Source organism: Dyella sp. (assembly GCF_051962475.1).
In the GTDB taxonomy this organism is placed as follows: Bacteria; Pseudomonadota; Gammaproteobacteria; order Xanthomonadales; family Rhodanobacteraceae; genus Dyella_A.
The window spans coordinates 1-15,247 of sequence record NZ_JBQCCF010000063.1 but is presented as its reverse complement, the minus strand read 5'-3'; the positions used below and the strand labels follow the sequence as shown (position 1 = coordinate 15,247).

Sequence of the window (15,247 nt, the reverse complement as noted above, 5' to 3'; positions counted from 1 at the left end):
GAAAGCTGAGCTTGCAAGGCGACCGGGCTAAGGAGCCCCCCTACCCGCCGCCTCCTGTAGGAGCCCGCACGCGGGCGATTCTCTGGCTCAGCTGTGCCACCCAAAGCAAAGGCATCGCCCGCGAGCGGGCCCCTACGGGGCCATAAAAAAGCCGGCGCATGCGCCGGCTTTTTGTTGAGGCGAACGATTTGCCTCAGGGCTGCGTGGGCGTGGGCTTGGCGGCGGTGGGCGCCGGCACCTGGGCGACGGCGGCCGCGCTGGAGAACTTGCCGCCGTAGGGCAGCACTTCGGCAGCGAGCTTGGGATCGGCCTTGATCAGGCCCACCGCGTCGAACAGGATGTGCGCCGTCTCGTCCAGCTCGACGTCCTTGGCCTTCTTGGCATCCTTTTCGGCCTTCAGCTCGGACTTGAGGCTGCGCTCGTTGGCGTTGAGGCCGTCGTCGAGGCTGCTGTCCGCATCCGTCGGCACCGCGTCGCCATCGATCGCCTTGCGGCGTGCGAGGAAATCGGCCTGGATCTTGTCCAGCTGCTTGCGCTCGGCCTGGCGCTGGGCAAGGTTGAGCGAAATCGTGGTCTGGTTGCGCATCTTCTTGTACTGCGCCAGCTGGTCGAGCATCAGCTTCCATGCCGGCGACGTGGCCACACGCTCGTCGTGCAGCTTTTCCAGCTGCGGCAGGTAGGCCTTGAGGTCGGCCACCGGCTTGTACTGGGCTGGCGCGATCTGGGTCCACGGCAGCGCGTTGTCGTAGGTGGACTCGCCGAAATCCTTCTCGTCGCCGTTCTTGGGGAACTGGATGTCCGGCGTGACGCCCTTGAGCTGGGTGGAGCCGCCGTTGATGCGGAAGAACTCGGCGATGGTCATCTTCAGCTCGCCCATCTGCGGCTTCTCGCTGTCGCTCTGCGCGAAGCGGTCCAGGTCCACCAGGTTCTGCACGGTGCCCTTGCCGAAGGTCGGCTCGCCGATGATCAGGCCGCGGCCGTGATCCTGGATCGCCGCGGCGAAGATCTCCGAAGCGGAGGCCGAGCCACGGTTGACCAGCACGGCCATCGGACCGCTCCAGGCCAGGCCGGGGTCATCGTCGCCCTGCACTTCTACCTCACCATTGGCCTTGCGCACCTGCACCACCGGTCCGGTGTCGATGAACAGGCCGGTGAGCTCGTTGGCTTCGTCGAGCGAGCCGCCGCCGTTGTTGCGCAGGTCCATCACCACGCCTTCGACGCCCTGTGCCTTGAGCTCGGTGAGCAGCTTGGCGACGTCGCGGGTGGCGCTCTTGTAGTTCGGATCGCCCTTGGCACGCGCGGCGAAGTCGGCATAGAACGTGGGCAGGTCGATCACGCCGATCTTGCGAGTGACGCCGCCATCCTTGATGTCGATGACCTTGGACTTGGCCGCCTGCTCCTCCACCACCACCTTCTTGCGCACCAGCGTGACCATCTCGTGCTTGCCATCCGGGCCGGCATCGGCGGGCAGCACCTCGATGCGCACGGTGGTGTCCTTCTTGCCGCGGATCTTGTTGACCACGTCGTCCAGGCGCCAACCGATGACGTCGACCATCGGGCCGTTGTCCTGGCCGATCGCCACGATGCGGTCACCCACCTCGAGCTTGCCGGACTTGGCGGCCGGGCCGCCGGGCACGATCTCACGGATCTGGGTGTATTCGTCGCGCGCCTGCAGCACCGCGCCGATGCCTTCCAGCGAGAGCTTCATCGAAATGTCGAAGTTCTGCGCCAGGCGCGGGCCGAGGTAGTCGGTGTGCGGGTCGGTGGTTTCCGCGTAGGCGGTCATGAAGCTCTGGAACGCGTCCTCGCCGTCGAGCTGCTTGATGCGGTCCAGCAGCGTGGAATAGCGCTTGGTCAGCGTCTTGCGGATCTCCGCGTCGTCCTTGCCGGCGAGCTTCAGGCGCAGCCAGTCGTTCTTGGTGCGCTGGCGCCACAGGTTGTCCAGCTCGCCCTGGTCCTTCGGCCAGTCGGCCTTCTCGCGGTCGAGCACGTAGCTTTCGTCCTTGGAGAAGTCGAAGCCCTTGTCGAGCAGGCCCAGCGCGAAGTGCATGCGCTCGGTGGCACGCCGCACGTAGAGATTGAAGATCGAGAACGGCCCGCTCAGGTCCTTGTTCCAGATCGCATCGTCGAACTTGGTCTTGAGCGGCGCGAACTTCGCCAGGTCTTCCTGGGTGAAGAACACCTTCTCGCCATCGAGCTGATCGAGGTACTTGGCGTAGATGCGCGCCGACATGGCGTCGTCCAGCGGCTGCGCGTCGTAGTGGAAGCGGGTGAGGAAGCGCGCGGAGAGCTGCGCCGCCTCGGCTTCCTCCGAGGTGGCCTGCAGGGGGAGCACCGAGGCCTTGCGTGCGGGTTGGCCGGTGGCCGCGTCATCGGCGGCTGGCGCCGCGGCGGGTGCCTGCTGGGCCTGCACGCCCGCAGCGCTGCCGGCAAGGGTGAGGGCAACCAGCAGGGCGAGCGAAGGACGAAAGGTCATGCAGTTCCCTCAGGCAAGTTCGGTAACGCCTGCGGCATGAGCCTGCAGGTCGGCGTGGTAGGAGGATCGCACCAGCGGACCGGAGGCGACGTGATGGAAACCCATCGCCTCGCCTTCCTTGCGCAGCGCGTCGAATTCTTCCGGCGTCCAGTAACGCACCACCGGGTGGTGATGCGGCGTGGGCTGGAGGTACTGGCCGATGGTGATCATCTCGACATCGTGCGCGCGCAGATCACGCATGGTCTCGATGACCTGTTCCCAGGTTTCGCCCAGGCCCAGCATGATGCCGGACTTGGTCGGCACGTCCGGATGCTGCGCCTTGAAGCGCTTGAGCAGGTCCAGCGACCACTGGTAGTCGGCGCCCGGACGCACTTCGCGGTAGAGGTGCGGCACGGTTTCCAGGTTGTGGTTGAACACGTCCGGCGGGAAATCCTTGAGCACTTCCAGCGCCCGCTCCATGCGGCCCTTGCCGCGGAAGTCGGGGGTGAGGATCTCGATCTTGATGCCCGGCGCGGCGTGGCGCGTGGCACGGATGCAGCTGGCGAAGTGCTCGGCGCCGCCGTCGCGCAGGTCGTCGCGGTCGACCGAGGTGATCACCACGTACTTCAGGCGCATGTCGCGGATGGTTTCGGCCAGGCGCGCCGGCTCCAGCGGATCGGGCGCGGCCGGGCGGCCGTGGGCCACGTCGCAGAACGAGCAGCGCCGCGTGCACACCTCGCCGAGGATCATGAACGTGGCGGTGCCCTTGGAGAAGCACTCGTGGATGTTCGGGCAGGAGGCCTCCTCGCACACCGTCACCAGCGCGTTTTCGCGCAGGCGCGCCTTGAGCTCCTGCACGGCATTGCCCTGCGGCAGGCGCACGCGAATCCAGCTCGGTTTGCGCAGGGTCGGCACGGCGGTGTCGAAGCCGGCGCGGTTGAGGGCGATCTTGTCGTTGCCCAGCTGCTTCTCGACCGCCGGTGCGGCGACCGTGCGGATCGGGATCGTCTTGGGAGTCGCGGGGGATTCGCTCATGAGCACATGCCTAGACCGCGGCGCGCGCGGGGAGTTCGGGGAGTTGGGGGGCGGCCGGCTCGGCGTCGAAACCGAATTGGCGGCAGAACTCGCCAATGAGCACGTCTTCGACGTCCGCCAGTCGCGACGGACCGCCCAAGTCTAGCACCTGCGTCACCGCCAAACCCTTGTAGCCACAAGGGTTGATGCGGTGATACGGCTCCAGGTCCATGGCCACGTTGAAGGCCAGGCCGTGGAAACTGCAACCGCGACGCACGCGCAGGCCCAGCGCGGCCACCTTGGCGCCGGCCACGTAGACCCCGGGCGCGCCCTCGACTCGCTCGGCGACGATGTTCCAGTGCGCCAGCGTATCGATCAGGGTCTGCTCGATGCGATGGACCAGCTCGCGCACGCCCACGCCCACGCGGCGCAGGTCGATCAGCGGATAGCCGACGATCTGGCCGGGGCCGTGGTAGGTGACCTGGCCGCCGCGATCCACCTGCACCACCGGGATGTCGCCCGGCGCCAGCACGTGCTCGGCCTTCCCTGCCTGGCCCTGGGTGAACACCGGATCGTGCTCGAGCAGCCACAGCTCGTCGGGGGTGTCGGCGGTGCGGTTATCGGTGAAGGCGCTCATCGCCTTCCAGGTCGCCTCGTAGGGCTGGCGGCCGAGCCGGCGGATCTTCAGGGGCAGGGTCATGCGGGGGTTCCGGTACGGCGGATAAACACGCTCAACATCAGGGGGCGGCGCGAGGGATTCAAGCCCGCCGGCGCCAACGCAAACGGGGAACGCGCCAGGCGCGTCCCCCGTGATTGGCTGGCCCTGCGTGCCTCATCAGAGCGTGTAACGGATGTCCGGATCGGCCCGCAGCACGGTATGCGCCGCGTCGTACTCCTCCCGCGTCTGGGCGCGGAAGCTCACCGTCACCGACACGTAGTTGCCGCTGGCGGACTGTTTGTAGCGCACCGTCTCGTGCAGCACATGCAGGCCCTGGCCCTCGAGCAGGCGCGGCACGTGGGCCGGCAGGTCGGCGCCGGCATTGCCCATCGCGGTGATCTCGAACTCCCCGGGAAACTGGAAGCCCTTGCCGTCTTTCTTCGCCTGGGAGAAGTCGATTTCCTGCATCACTTGGCGTCCGCGTCGGCCTTCTTGTCGCTGCCATGGAACCACAGCAGGATCGAATCCCACAGGCGCGAGAAGAACCCGCCCTGCGGGGCGTCGGCCAGCGCCACCAGCGGCACGCTCTGCACTGGCTGACCGTCGAGCGTGATGCGCAGCGTACCCACCTGCTGCCCCTTCTTGAACGGGGCGATCAGGGTGGCGGGCACATCCATGGTGGCCTTGAGCTTGTCGTACTGGCCGCGCTTGACGGTGACCTGCACGGCGTCGGTCACGCCCAGCGGCAGCGTTTTGTTCTCGCCCTTCCACAGGCGCGGCGTGGCCAGAGGCTTGCCGGCCTCGTACAGCTTGTGCGTCTCGTAGAAGCGGAAGCCGTAGTTGAGCAGCGCCATGGCGGAATCGGCGCGGGCCTTCTCCGAGCTGGCGCCCATCACGATGGCGATCATGCGCGAGTCGCCCTGCTTGGCCGAGGCGGCCAGGCAGTAACCGGCGGCGGCGGTGTGGCCGGTCTTGATGCCATCGACGCTGGGATCACGCCAAAGCAGGGTGTTGCGGTTGCCCTGCTTGATGCCGTTCCACTCGAACTGCTTGATCGCCGAGATGGCGTAGTCGTCCGGGAAGTCGTGGATCAGCGCGCGAGAGAGGATCGCGATGTCGTGGGCGGTGGTGTAGTGGTTGGCGATGGGATAGCCCGAGGCGTTCTCGAAGTTCGAGTTCACCATGCCCAGCTGCTTGGCATAGGCGTTCATCAGGTTGGCGAACGCATCCTCGGAGCCGGCAGTGTGCTCGGCCAGCGCGATCGCCGCGTCGTTGCCGGACTGGATAATCATGCCGTACAGCAGATCCTTCAGCGGCACCTGGCTACCCAGCTTCATGAAGCTGGTGGAGCCATCGGTACCGGCGCCGCCACCGCGCCAGGCGTGCTCGCTGATGGTGACCGGGTCGGTCATGTGGATGCGGCCGTTGGCGACTTCGGCGGAGACCACGTAGTCGGTCATGATCTTGGTGATCGAGGCCGGCTCGACACGCAGGTCCGGCTCTTTCGAGGCAAGGATCTGGCCGGTGGCGTAGTCCATCAGCACCCAGCTCTTGCCATCCACATCCGGCGGCGGCGGCACCGGCGCCTCCGGCATCACCGGCCGCGGCACCGGCGAGGGGCGCGGCGGAACCTGCTGGGCCAGCGCGGCGCCAGCCACCAGGGCAGTGGCGGCGAATGCAACCAGGGTACGGCGGACAAAGCTCATCGTTGTGTTCAATCCCGTCTGGCAAGGGACGGCACGCGACATGCCATCCGTGAAGAAATACCGCTCAGTCTACCGCGACCTGCGGTGCGGGCAGGCCCATCGCCTCGATCCGGCGCGCGACTTCATCGGCTCGTTCAGCATCCGGCAGCGGACCGACCCGCACGCGGCGGATCGACTGGCCGTTGCTCTGCAGCTGGAGCACCTGGACCTGGCCGAGGTTGGCCGCACGCAGTCGCTGCGCCAGCCGCTCGGCGTTGGTCGCGTCGGAGAACGCCCCGACCTGCAGGTAGATGGCCGGCGAGGCGCCGGGAACAGGGACCGGATTCGCGGCGCGGGGTTCCCCGGCTGGCGGCGTGGCGGCCGCGACGGGTGGTGGCGCATCGTCCGGGTGGGAGGGATCGATCGCCCGCACTTCCACCATGCCGGTGCCGGCAGGCCAGATGCCGATCTTCACCGCCGCCGCGTAGGAAAGATCGATCAGCCGGTTGGAGTGGAAAGGGCCGCGATCGTTGATGCGCACGATCACGCTCTTGCCGTTGGTGAGGTTGGTGACCCGCGCGTAGCTGGGCAGTGGAAGCGTCTTGTGGGCGGCGGAGAACTGGTACATGTCGTAGTTCTCCAGGCTCGATGTCTTGTAGCCGTGGAACTTGTTGCCGTAGAACGAGGCGATGCCACGCTCCACGTAGCCGCGTGCCGACGGCAGCACGCGATAGGTGTGGCCGAGCACGGTATAGGGCGACTTGTTGCCGTAGGCCGACCGCGGCTCCCAGTGCGGAGTGGGTTCGACCAGCTTGCTCACGTCCAGCGGGTTGCCGGTGGGCACGCTGTCGCTGCGGTCGCGGTAGCGGCTGTCCTGGCCCTTGCTGAGGTCATCGTGGAACGTATCGCCGGCGTGGGCGCGCGATGCACCGGACGTACCGCGCGTGCCGCTGGCGCTGCCGGTGTGCGAGGGGCGCGTCTTGTGGCCGGCGCATCCGGCCAGCAGCAGCACCGTCGCTACCCAAAGCAGCGCCCCCTGCAGGCGCCTCATTGCGTCGCGTCCGCCTGCTGCACGCCCGCGTCGATCGCCTGCGCCAGCTGATGCACGGCCATGGCGTAGAGCGGACTGCGGTTGTAGGTGGTGATGACGTAGAAATTCTGGAAGGTGAACCAGTACTCCGGACCGGTCGCGCCATCGAGTGTCTGCAGGCTGCTCGGCTCGCCGGGATTGGCCGACGCCAGCGGCGCGTAGCCCCAGGCCTCGAGCTGCTCCAGCGGCCACTGCGGCTTGCTGTCCTTCACGGCGATCGGCCTGGCCGCAGAGTCCGGCTGCGCCCGCATCGCCACCGGACCGCCGCGCACCCAGCCATGTCCGGCGAAGTAGTTGGCAACGCTGGCGAAGATGTCCGGCAGCGAGTTGCGCAGGTCGATGCGGCCGTCGTGATCTTCGTCCACGGCGAAATCGCGGATGCTCGATGGCATGAACTGGCCCCAGCCCTGCGCACCGGCGTAGGAGCCCAGCAGCGTGTCGAGCGGACCGGCCAGATGGTTGGCCGGCAGCTCCAGCAAAACCTTCAGCTGTTCGCGAAAGAACTTGGCGCGCGGCGGGTAGTACAGGCCCAGCGTGACCAGGGCATCGAGCACCTTGTATTTGCCGCCGAGGCGACCGTAATTGGTCTCCACACCAAGGATCGCCACGATGTACTCCGGCGCCACGCCGTATTGCTGGCCGACCTGCTCCAGCAGCGCCCGATGCTCGCGGTAGAACGCTACACCGTCGGCGATGCGCTGCTCGGTCATGAAGATCGGGCGGTAATCGCGCCACGGCTTGGCCTCGGCCGGCCGGCTGATCGCATCGAGGATGCTCTGCTGCTTGGTGGCGCCGTCGAGCAGGCGGTTGAGCGCAGCGGGGCTCTTGCCGGTGTCGCGCGCCACCTCGCGCACCAGCGCCGCCTGGCCCGGGTGGGTCTGCGCATGCAGGGGCGAAATGACCGGGGCGGCGAGCAGGCCCAACGCGATGACCAGACGGGAAACGGGCGTCGCGTGAAAAACAGTCATCAGTCCGTGGCTCGCTCGAAGTTCAGCGCCGAGAGCCTAACACGCGCCGCGCCGCGCGCCGGGGCGCCGGCGGGGCGAAATCGGGCGGCGGTTCAGTCGTGCATCTTGCGGTGCGCGTGGATCGACATCAGCACGCCGAAGCCGGTGAGCAGCGACACCGCCGACGTGCCGCCGTAGCTCACCAGCGGCATCGGCACGCCGACCACCGGCAGCATGCCGGCCACCATGCCGCCGTTGACCAGCACGTAGACGAAGAAGCTCATGCCGATGGCGCCGGCGAGCAGACGCGAATACGTGTCGCGCGCTTCCATCGCGATCCACAGGCAGCGGCCGATGATGAAAGCGTACAGCGCCAGGATGCCGATCACGCCGACCAGGCCGAATTCCTCGGAGAACACCGCGAAGATGAAGTCGGTGGTGTGCTCGGGCAGGAAATCCAGCCGCGACTGCGTGGAGTGCTGCCAGCCCTTGCCGAACACGCCGCCGGAGCCCACCGCGATCTGCGACTGGATGATGTGCCAGCCGTTGCCCAGCGGGTCGGACTCCGGATTGAGCAGGGTCATCACGCGGTCGCGCTGGTACTGGTGCATGAAGTGCCAGCCCACCGGCACCATCGCCGCGGCCGCGCCCAGCAGCGCACCGATGCGCCACCAGGACATGCCCGAGAGGAACAGCGCGAAGGCGCCGGCACCAGCCACCAGCAATGCCGTGCCCAGATCCGGCTGCTCGGCGATCAGCCCGGCCGGCACTGCGATCAGCAAGCCAACCATGGCGATGTCCTTCCAGCTCGGTGGCAACTGCCGCGGATGCAGGTACCAGGCCACCATCATCGGCATGGTCAGCTTAAGCAGCTCCGAGGGCTGGAAGCGCATCACGCCCAGGTCGAGCCAGCGATATGCACCGCGCCCCTCGCCCAGCACCGCTACCACCACCAGCAAGGCGGTGCTGCCGGCATACAGCCAGGGCGTCCACGTGCGCAGCGTCGACGGCGGGATGCGCGACACCAGCAGCAACAGCACGCCGCCCATCACGAAGCGCGCCGCCTGCCCGCCAACCAGCCCGAGGCTGCGGTCGCCGGCGCTGTAGAGCGTCATCAGGCCAACGCAGGCCAGCGCGAACAGGCCGAACACCAGCGGCAGGTCGATCCGCGGGCGCGTGAGCAGTCGGCGGACGAAGCGGCGCATGCGCATGTACAGCGGGTGGATCATGGCGTGGCTCCGTCGTCAGGGGCCGAGGCGGCTTCGGCCGGCACCTCGCCGGAGGCGTCCACCGGCAGGTCCTCCACCGTCGCCGGCGCGTTGCCGATGGCGTCGTCGCGGTAGGGCGTGAACGGCGGAGCCGCACGTCCCTTCGCCGCCACCCACGCATCGAGGATGTGCCGGGTGATCGGGCCGGCCGACGACGCACCCCAGGCGCCGGCTTCCAGCACGGCGACCACGGCGATCTGCGGATCCTCGGCCGGGGCATACACCTCGAACCAGGCGCGGTTGCGCGAGGCGAGATAGGCCAGGTTGCTGCGATCGTCGTAGGTGTTGCCCTTGCGCGAAAAGCGCTCGGCGGTGCCGCTCTTGCCGGCGAGCCGGTACGGGAAGCCGACGGTCAACGAGCGGCCGGTGCCCTTGTCGCCGTACATCACCATCTGCATGCCCTGGTCGACGGCGGACCAGTAGGCGGGTGAGGTGATTAGGCTCGGCCCCAGCGGCGGATTGGGCAGCGGCTTGCGCTTGGCCTCCACGCTGTCCTGCGTGGCCATCACCAGCCGCGGCGCGTACGGCACACCGTGGCCGGCAAAGGTAGCGATGGCGTGGGCGAGCTGGATCGGCGTCACCGCCCAGTAACCCTGGCCAATGCCGGCGATCATCGTCTCGCCCGGGAACCAGGGCTGGCGTGAGTGCGCCTGCTTCCACTCACGCGACGGCAGCACGCCATCCGATTCGCCCACCAGATCGATACCGGTCGGACGGCCGAAGCCGAACTTGCTCATGTAGTCGCTGAGCCGGTCGATGCCCAGGTCCAGCGCCAGCTTGTAGAAATATGTGTTGACCGACTGCTCGATCGCCTCGGCGAGGTCGACCCGGCCGACGCCGCCGCGCTGATCGTCGCGCCGGCAGAACGTGGTTCCGGGAATGCAGTACTGACCGGTGGAGACCACCGTGTCCTGCGGCGTGCGCAGGCCCGATTCCAGGCCGGTCAGGCCGATCAGCGGCTTCACGGTAGAGCCCGGCGGGTACACGCCACGCAGGGCGCGGTTGTACAGCGGCTTTTCCGGATCGGTGGTGAGTGCCTTGTAGTCGGCTGAACTGATGCCGTTGACGAACAGATTGGGATCGAAACTCGGCACGCTGACCATCGCCAGCACCTGGCCGTTGCGCGGATCGATCGCCACGGCGGCGCCCGGGCGGCCGGCGAAGGCGTCCTCGGCGGCCTTCTGGATGCGCACGTCGACGCTGAGGTAGAGGTTCTTGCCGGGGATCGGCGGATGCGTCTCCAGCACGCGCTGGGTACGACCGTCGGCATTCACCTCCACCAATTCGTAGCCCGGCGTGCCGTGCAACACGTCCTCGTAGGAGCGCTCCAGACCGCTGCGCCCCACGTGCGTGGTGCCCTTGTAGCGCACCGGGTCGAGGCGCTTGAGGTCGTTGTCGTCGATGCGCCCGACATAGCCGATAAGGTGCGCAAAGCGCTCGCCGAACGGATAGCGCCGCGTCAGGTAGGGCACCACGTCCACGCCGGGAAAGCGCCAGCGGTTGATGGCGAACCGGGCGATGTCGTCCTCGGACAGATGCAGCTTCAGCGGCACGCTCTCGAAACGGCGGCTCTGCGCCAGCTGCTTCTTGAACGCCTCGACATCGTCGTCGCTGAGCGGCACCACCGTACCGATCTGCGCCAGCATCGCCTTCATGTCTGGCACCTGCTCGGGCACCACCTCGAGCCGGAATGCCGGGACGTTGTCCGCCAGCAGGACGCCGTTACGGTCGTAGATCAGGCCACGCGCCGGAGGAATGGCCCGCGGCTTGACGCGGTTGGCCTCCGAGCGGGTGGCGAACTCGTCGTGATGCAACACCTGCAGGAACGCATAGCGTCCCACCAACGCCAGCAGCCCGAGCAGGATGATGCCGAAGCCGGCCAGCGCACGGCGACGGAACAACACGCTTTCGCCACGCGGATCCTTGATCGCTCGGCGCAGGCGGATTCCACGGCGCTTGTTCACGATCACTGCGCTCAGGCGATGCGCAAGCGGATGCGCAGGTCATCCAGCAGCAGAAACAGGAACGGCCACAGCGCCGCGCCGACGAAGGGCGAGAACCACCAGCTCACCGGCGGCGACGCTTCGCCGGCGAACACACGCACGATCAGCAGCAGCACGCGGTCGTTGAGCAGCAGCGCCAGCACCGCCAGCGTCTGCTGCCACATCGGGAAGAAGCGCAGCCGCGAGCGGAAGCGCAAGGCAATGAACACAAGAGCGGTCAGGCGCAACGCCTGCTCACCGAGCAGCACGCCGTCGAGCAGGTCGGCAAACAGGCCCACCAGAAAGGCCATGCCCAGGTTCACCCGCTCGCCCGACTCTAGCGACCAGTACAGCAGCACCAGGGCCGGCCAGTACGGCTTGAACGGCTGCAGCACCGCGGGCAACGGCACCAGCATGGCGAGCAGCGCCACCACCAGCGTGGTGCTGAACCAGAACAACGCGAGGCGATGGCGGTTCACGGCGACACTCCCGCGGCATGGGCTGTTGGCGGCGGCGGAGCGCTCGACGAGGGCGCAAGACCGGCAGGCGGGCCGGCCGGTGCAGCGGGCGCCGGCGGCCCGATCGGTTCGGCCTGATCGTGCAGCAGCAGCACATCCTCGCTGCGATCGATATCGGCCGCGGGCGTGGCGCTGGCCTCCAGGAACATCCCGGTAGCCGAGGGCTGCACGCGGGTGACCGTGCCTGCCGGGAACCCGGAGGGAAAGCGTCCGCCCAGGCCCGAGGTCAACAGCCGATCGCCGGTCCGCACGTCGGCTGCCATGGGAATGTCCGGCAGGATCAGGCCGCGTCCGCCGCGCGCGCCGTAGGCAATCGTGCGCAGCCCGGTGCGCTCGATCGTCACCGGCAAGGCGTGCGCCGGATCGGTGATCAGCATGACGATCGAAGTACTGGGCAGCACGTGCGCAACCTGCCCCATCACGCCACGCGAATCGATCACCGGCTGACCGACCTTGATGCCATTGTTCGCACCCAGGCTAAGCATGAGGCGGTGCTGGTCCGGCCCCAGGTCGACGCCGATGACATGGGCCAGTTGCACGTTGAGTTCGAGGCTGCGCTGCGTATCGAGCAATTCCTTCAGGCGCTGGTTCTGCTCCGCGACGGACGCCATGCGATTGAGCTTGGCGTTGGCGAGCAGCAGGTCTTCACGCAGCCGCTGGTTCTGCTCGGTGAGCGCCTTGCGTTCGGAAAAGGCAGTCGCCAGTGCGCGCATGCCCGCGCTGGGTGCGCCGGCCAGGCGATAGAGCGGCTCGACCACCACGGCGGTGGCGTAGCGCACGCGCCAGGTCCAGCCGTTGCGGTGATCGAGCACCATCAGCACCATAGCCAGCGCCACGTAGGCGAGCAGGCGCAGCGTCCCCGCCACGGTGCCGGCAAACAGCGGCGACTCTTCGCGATTCAACGCCATGAAGCCCGTCCATCGGGGTTGCAGCTGCGCTGTGTCAACGCCGACACTCCTCGCGCCATCCGCATGGCAGGCCAGGGACAGGATGTGTCCCGGCCGGGACGGCAGGCGACGCGACCACGGTTACTCGGGAGCGAAGAAATCGCTACCGTGCTGGTCGATCAGCTCCAGGGCCTTGCCGCCGCCGCGAGCGACGCAGGTAAGCGGATCGTCCGCGACCTGGACGTGCAGACCGGTCTCTTCGGAAATCAGGCGATCGAGGTCACGCAGCAACGCGCCACCGCCGGTAAGCACGATGCCGCGCTCGGCGACATCGGAGCAGAGCTCCGGCGGGGTTTGCTCCAGCGCCGACTTCACCGCGGCCACGATACCGGCGAGCGGCTCGTGCAGCGCTTCGAGGATCTCGTTGGAGTTGATGGTGAACATGCGCGGCACGCCTTCGGCCAGATTGCGGCCGGAGATCTCGATCTCCTTGACCTCGCTCTGTGGGAACGCGCATCCGATCTCGAGCTTGATGCGCTCGGCCGTGGATTCGCCGATCAGCGTGCCGTGATTGCGGCGCACGTAGTTGATGATCGCTTCGTCGAAACGGTCGCCGCCCACGCGCACCGAAGCGGAGTAGACGATGCCATTGAGCGAGATCACCGCCACCTCGGAGGTGCCGCCGCCGATGTCCAGCACCATCGAGCCGCGCGCCTCGTGCACCGGAATACCGGCGCCGATCGCCGCGGCCATCGGTTCCTCGATCAGGAACACGTCACGGGCGCCGGCGCCTTCGGCCGATTCCTTGATCGCGCGACGCTCGACCTGGGTGGATCCGCACGGCACGCACACCAGTACACGTGGGCTCGGACGCAGCATCCGCGACTTGTGCACCTGCTTGATGAAGTGCTGCAGCATCGCCTCGGTCATGGTGAAGTCGGCGATGACGCCGTCCTTCATCGGACGCACGGTGGCGATATTGCCCGGGGTACGGCCGAGCATGCGCTTGGCGTCTCCGCCGACCGCGGCCACAGTACGCGGGCCACCCGGACCGCGATCCTGACGAATGGCGACCACCGACGGCTCGTTGAGCACGATGCCCTGACCACGCACATAGATCAGCGTATTGGCGGTGCCGAGGTCGATGGAGATGTCGTTGGAAAAGATCCCGCGAAACTTCTTGAACATGGGGTCGCCGCGCGTCCGACTGGCTAAAAAGTAAGCGCGCCAGTCTAGTCAGCGAGACTAGAGCACGCAAGGACCGAGACGTTAAGAAAGCCTTGCAGGACACGACGATATCGGCGTTTTCTCGGGCAATCCGGCAACAGTGCGCGGGCAGCCGAAGTCGCCAATTGCGCTGGTTCCCGGTACGATTTGAGACTTTGCCGGGGCGTGACGTCGCGGCGTCATGCGGGCCTGCATCTGAGCGGCCCAAACATCTTGCCGAGGCACCCACGGATCATGTCTGCCGTTATCTGCGGATCGTTGGCCTACGACACCATCATGGTGTTCCAGGACCAGTTCAAGAATCACATCCTGCCCGATCAGGTGCACATCCTGAATGTTTCTTTCCTGGTGCCGCGGATGCGGCGCGAGTTTGGGGGATGCGCCGGCAACATCGCTTACAACCTCAAGCTGCTCGGTGCCGACCCGCTCCCGGTGGCGGCGGTCGGTCAGGATTTCGCCCCGTACCGCAAGCATCTGCTTGATCGCGGTATTCGGCTGGACTACGTGCGCGAGTACGAAGATCAGTTCACGCCGCAGTGTTTCATCACCACCGACCTGGACAATAACCAGATCACGGCCTTTCACCCCGGTGCGATGGCCAGCGCGCACGAAAACCACGTGCGCGATATTCCCGAGATCAGCTTCGCCATCGTGGCGCCCGACAGCCGCGAAGCGATGCTTCAGCACGTGGACGAGTTCGCTGCGCGGGGCGTTCCTTTCATCTTCGACCCCGGCCAGGCGATGCCGCTGTTCGACGGCGCCGAATTCCGTTCGATGATTGAGAAATCCACCTACGTGATCGTCAACGACTATGAGTCGCAGCTGCTGCAGACGCGCACCGGCTGGTCGGCTGCGGAGATCGCCTCTCGGGTGAGCGCCTACATCGTCACCCAGGGACCGCGCGGTTCGATGATCCATGCGGACAACACGGTCCACGTGATTCCGCCGGCACGCGAGCGTCAGGTGGTTGATCCGACCGGTTGCGGCGACGCTTATCGGGCAGGCCTCATCTTCGGCATCATGCAGGGCCGCGATTGGCCGACCGTTGGACGCATGGCGTCCCTGATGGGCGCACTGAAGGTGGAACATCCCGGCACGCAGAACCAGTCGTTCAACTACGACCAGTTCCACGCGGAGTTCGAGGAGCAATTCGGGTATCGCCTCGACTGAGGTCGATCACAGAGCGGCTAGTCGCCAGTTGTCACAGAAAAGAGGCGAAGGAGCGATCCTTCGCCTTTTTGCGTTGCCTTCTTCCAAGAGGCGCGTTGCAGGTTGAGGCACAACTGCGGTCTTGACGCCGACAGCGGCAACCACTTTGCGTCCCAAAGCCCTCAATCAAGGCCAAAAAAAACCCCCTCGACTGAGGGGGTTTTTCGTATGAGGTCCCTGGCGGTGACCTACTCTTGCATGCGGATGCACACTACCATCGGCGCAGCTGCGTTTCACTTCCGAGTTCGGGATGGGATCGGGTGGGACCACAGCGCTATAGCCGCCAGGGAAAAAGTGGGGTCAGCGC

At 66.9% G+C, this 15,247-nt stretch carries 13 protein-coding genes and 1 rRNA gene; 1 reads left to right on the top strand and 13 read right to left on the bottom strand.

The features are described from left to right. Nucleotides 1-193 precede the first annotated feature (193 nt). The 12 genes from ACTHJF_RS13510 to ACTHJF_RS13455 form a co-directional block, all read right to left on the bottom strand. Complete coding sequence (locus tag ACTHJF_RS13510) at nt 194-2,476, bottom strand: carboxy terminal-processing peptidase (protein ID WP_440267561.1); 2,283 nt, start codon at nt 2,474-2,476, stop codon at nt 194-196. A gap of 9 nt (nt 2,477-2,485) precedes the next feature. Then, nucleotides 2,486-3,490 (bottom strand): lipoyl synthase, encoded by a 1,005-nt coding sequence (lipA, locus tag ACTHJF_RS13505; RefSeq protein ID WP_440267560.1) that lies wholly within the window; start codon nt 3,488-3,490, stop codon nt 2,486-2,488. A gap of 10 nt (nt 3,491-3,500) precedes the next feature. Continuing rightward, nucleotides 3,501-4,169, bottom strand: a complete 669-nt coding sequence (lipB, locus tag ACTHJF_RS13500) for a lipoyl(octanoyl) transferase LipB (protein WP_440262472.1) — start codon at nt 4,167-4,169, stop codon at nt 3,501-3,503. Between the two features lie 135 nt (nt 4,170-4,304). Then, nucleotides 4,305-4,595, bottom strand: coding sequence for a DUF493 family protein (locus ACTHJF_RS13495; RefSeq protein ID WP_440267559.1), 291 nt, complete (start codon nt 4,593-4,595; stop codon nt 4,305-4,307). Continuing rightward, nucleotides 4,595-5,833, bottom strand: coding sequence for a D-alanyl-D-alanine carboxypeptidase family protein (locus tag ACTHJF_RS13490; RefSeq protein WP_440267558.1), 1,239 nt, complete (start codon nt 5,831-5,833; stop codon nt 4,595-4,597). The genes ACTHJF_RS13495 and ACTHJF_RS13490 overlap by 1 nt, the downstream gene beginning before the upstream one ends. A 64-nt stretch (nt 5,834-5,897) precedes the next feature. After that, the gene (locus ACTHJF_RS13485) at nt 5,898-6,863 is read right to left on the bottom strand and encodes a septal ring lytic transglycosylase RlpA family protein (protein WP_440267557.1); all 966 of its coding nucleotides are present in this window, start codon (nt 6,861-6,863) and stop codon (nt 5,898-5,900) included. Then, nucleotides 6,860-7,870: a lytic murein transglycosylase B gene (gene mltB / locus ACTHJF_RS13480; RefSeq protein WP_440267556.1), complete on the bottom strand. Its 1,011-nt coding sequence runs from the start codon at nt 7,868-7,870 to the stop codon at nt 6,860-6,862. Before mltB ends, ACTHJF_RS13485 begins: the two co-directional genes overlap by 4 nt. 92 nt (nt 7,871-7,962) lie before the next feature. Continuing rightward, nucleotides 7,963-9,078 (bottom strand): rod shape-determining protein RodA, encoded by a 1,116-nt coding sequence (gene rodA / locus ACTHJF_RS13475; RefSeq protein WP_431635591.1) that lies wholly within the window; start codon nt 9,076-9,078, stop codon nt 7,963-7,965. After that, complete coding sequence (gene mrdA, locus ACTHJF_RS13470; protein ID WP_440267562.1) at nt 9,075-11,063, bottom strand: penicillin-binding protein 2; 1,989 nt, start codon at nt 11,061-11,063, stop codon at nt 9,075-9,077. Before mrdA ends, rodA begins: the two co-directional genes overlap by 4 nt. Before the next feature lie 29 nt (nt 11,064-11,092). Further along, on the bottom strand, nt 11,093-11,578 hold the full coding sequence (gene mreD / locus ACTHJF_RS13465; protein ID WP_431635589.1) for a rod shape-determining protein MreD: 486 nt from the start codon (nt 11,576-11,578) through the stop codon (nt 11,093-11,095). After that, nucleotides 11,575-12,525, bottom strand: coding sequence for a rod shape-determining protein MreC (gene mreC, locus ACTHJF_RS13460; protein WP_440267555.1), 951 nt, complete (start codon nt 12,523-12,525; stop codon nt 11,575-11,577). Before mreC ends, mreD begins: the two co-directional genes overlap by 4 nt. A gap of 120 nt (nt 12,526-12,645) precedes the next feature. Further along, the gene (locus ACTHJF_RS13455) at nt 12,646-13,692 is read right to left on the bottom strand and encodes a rod shape-determining protein (protein WP_431635587.1); all 1,047 of its coding nucleotides are present in this window, start codon (nt 13,690-13,692) and stop codon (nt 12,646-12,648) included. A gap of 273 nt (nt 13,693-13,965) precedes the next feature. Between ACTHJF_RS13455 and ACTHJF_RS13450 the strand changes: the two genes are divergently transcribed. After that, nucleotides 13,966-14,901 carry a carbohydrate kinase family protein gene (locus ACTHJF_RS13450; RefSeq protein ID WP_431638221.1) on the top strand — a complete coding sequence of 312 codons (936 nt, stop codon included), beginning with the start codon at nt 13,966-13,968 and terminating at the stop codon, nt 14,899-14,901. A 214-nt stretch (nt 14,902-15,115) separates the two neighbouring features. On the opposite strand, the gene rrf is transcribed toward ACTHJF_RS13450, so the two are convergent. Continuing rightward, a 5S ribosomal RNA gene (gene rrf / locus ACTHJF_RS13445) occupies nt 15,116-15,228 on the bottom strand. Nucleotides 15,229-15,247 lie beyond the last annotated feature (19 nt).

What these genes read in the sequence shown, in the direction of transcription:
- ACTHJF_RS13510 (WP_440267561.1), bottom strand. Translation starts at nt 2,476, where the DNA reads ATGACCTTTCGTCCTTCGCTCGCCCTGCTGGTTGCCCTCACCCTTGCC.
- lipA (WP_440267560.1), bottom strand. Translation starts at nt 3,490, where the DNA reads ATGAGCGAATCCCCCGCGACTCCCAAGACGATCCCGATCCGCACGGTC.
- lipB (WP_440262472.1), bottom strand. Translation starts at nt 4,169, where the DNA reads ATGACCCTGCCCCTGAAGATCCGCCGGCTCGGCCGCCAGCCCTACGAG.
- ACTHJF_RS13495 (WP_440267559.1), bottom strand. Translation starts at nt 4,595, where the DNA reads ATGCAGGAAATCGACTTCTCCCAGGCGAAGAAAGACGGCAAGGGCTTC.
- ACTHJF_RS13490 (WP_440267558.1), bottom strand. Translation starts at nt 5,833, where the DNA reads ATGAGCTTTGTCCGCCGTACCCTGGTTGCATTCGCCGCCACTGCCCTG.
- ACTHJF_RS13485 (WP_440267557.1), bottom strand. Translation starts at nt 6,863, where the DNA reads ATGAGGCGCCTGCAGGGGGCGCTGCTTTGGGTAGCGACGGTGCTGCTG.
- mltB (WP_440267556.1), bottom strand. Translation starts at nt 7,870, where the DNA reads ATGACTGTTTTTCACGCGACGCCCGTTTCCCGTCTGGTCATCGCGTTG.
- rodA (WP_431635591.1), bottom strand. Translation starts at nt 9,078, where the DNA reads ATGATCCACCCGCTGTACATGCGCATGCGCCGCTTCGTCCGCCGACTG.
- mreC (WP_440267555.1), bottom strand. Translation starts at nt 12,525, where the DNA reads ATGGCGTTGAATCGCGAAGAGTCGCCGCTGTTTGCCGGCACCGTGGCG.
- ACTHJF_RS13455 (WP_431635587.1), bottom strand. Translation starts at nt 13,692, where the DNA reads ATGTTCAAGAAGTTTCGCGGGATCTTTTCCAACGACATCTCCATCGAC.
- ACTHJF_RS13450 (WP_431638221.1), top strand. Translation starts at nt 13,966, where the DNA reads ATGTCTGCCGTTATCTGCGGATCGTTGGCCTACGACACCATCATGGTG.